The organism is Peribacillus sp. P4_C12 (assembly GCF_056402095.1).
Genome location: NZ_JBFUIB010000616.1, coordinates 1 through 1,900 on the forward strand (window position 1 = coordinate 1; position 1,900 = coordinate 1,900).

Below are 1,900 nucleotides of genomic sequence, written 5' to 3' on the forward strand. Positions count from 1 at the left end.
GGAAAAGCAGATAGTATTTCGGGTATTAAAGTAGATGGTAAGAAAATCACCTTTACTTTTAAGAAAGCAAATCCATCTGTAACAACTGGATTATGGACATATCCGCTTCATAAAGAATACTTAAGTGATGTTCCAATTGCGAAGTTGGAATCTTCTGATAAAATCCGGAAAAATCCGATTGGTTATGGACCATTTAAAGTGAAGAAAATTGTTCAAGGTGAAGCAGTTGAATTCGAAGCGTTTGAAGGGTACCACCGTGGAGCGCCTAAGTTGGACAGCGTTACTTTAAAAGTTGTGAATCCATCCGTTGCTGTTAAGTCACTGGAAAATGGGGATATCGATGTAGCTAGTATTTCTGCTGATCAATTTGACCAGGCAAAAGCATTGGACAACGTTGAAATATTAGGAAAAGTCGATTTAGCTTATACTTATATTGGCTTCAAGTTCGGTCATTATGACGAGAAAAAAGCAGAAAATGTTATGGACAACCCGAAATTTGAAGACAAACGTCTTCGCCAGGCAATGGCTTATGCCATCAATAATGAAGAAGTCGGCGAAAAGATGTATAAAGGGCTTCGTTTCCCTGCCAACTCAGTGATCACACCAAACTTCAAGTATAATAATAAAGATGTTAAACCATATGAATATGATCCTGAAAAAGCAAAAAAACTTTTGGATGAAGCCGGATATGTTGATACAAATAAAGATGGACTTCGTGAAGACCCAGATGGAAAAGAGTTCAAAATCAACTTCGCTTCCATGAGCGGCGGAGATATTGCTGAACCGCTTACTAATTATTACATTCAACAATGGCAGGAAGTAGGACTAGACGTTCAAATGCTAGATGGACGTCTGCATGAGTTCAATTCATTCTATGATCTGTTGAAAAAAGATAATGAAGAAGTTGATATCTATCAAGCGGCATGGGGTGTTGCTTCCGATCCAGATCCATCCGGTCTTTGGTCAAGATCCGCAGCATTTAACTATACTCGCTGGGTGAACGACAAAAATGATGAGCTTCTTGCGAAAGGAATCTCAGAGGAAGCGTTTGATGATCAATATCGTATTGATACCTACAATGAGTGGCAAGAACTGATTCATGAAGAAGTTCCAATTATTCCAACATTATTCCGTTATACTACGACTGGAGTAAATAAGCGCGTCTCTGGTTATGATTACCTTGCGGAGCGCCAATATAAATGGTTCAATGTTGGTGTCACTGAAGAAGCAAAATAATGAATCCAATCGGCTGTCTGTATAGGCGGCCGATTTTTTGCGTTTCAGGATGTGGATTAAGGTTATATACATAATAGTAAGTAATTGGAAGGGTGATATTGATGGAAGTGAGAAATCCTAATGTGACAAAGAGAGAGTTGAATTATTGTTTACTGAATCGGTTGGTCGATTACTGAAACCTCTTGAAGAGGAAATCATTGCTGACATTGTAGCCTATCCAGACGAAAAGAGAATTGCCATCTTGGAATATATATGAAGGAAATGTCCAACAAGCAAAGACAGATAAGGTAAATTGAACTTTCGTCATGAGGAGGATTTTTCATGAGTAACGAAGATATGAGCAGATATAAAGTATGGCGTGATAAGTGGAAAAGGAAAATTAATATGGAAAATTTTACGATATATGGTATTGCTACATTGGTTATGGCAATCTTGCCTGTTCTGGCCCAAATGAGTTAAATTAATCAAAGGACCGTCTCTGGGCGGTCCTTTGTATGTTAAAAGTTGGCACAAAAAGATATAATATACAAAGAGGAAAGGAGAGATAGGCATGAGTGTTATCAAAGAAAAGGAGATCGTTACTTACATAAAAGAGTTAGTATCAATACCAAGCCCATCTGGTTATACCGATCAAGCAATTAAGTATGCGGCTAAATTCATGGAG

General features: G+C 38.0%; 2 protein-coding genes. Both read left to right on the forward strand.

The window, feature by feature from the left end; genetic code table 11:
• Positions 1 to 1,236: ABC transporter substrate-binding protein (locus AC1DUW_RS27210; RefSeq protein ID WP_477643975.1), on the forward strand; the 1,236-nt coding region annotated here is incomplete at its 5' end.
• A gap of 321 nt (positions 1,237 to 1,557) precedes the next feature.
• Positions 1,558 to 1,695, forward strand: a complete 138-nt coding sequence (locus AC1DUW_RS27215; RefSeq protein ID WP_477643976.1) for a hypothetical protein — start codon at positions 1,558 to 1,560, stop codon at positions 1,693 to 1,695.
• Positions 1,696 to 1,900: the final 205 nt, after the last annotated feature.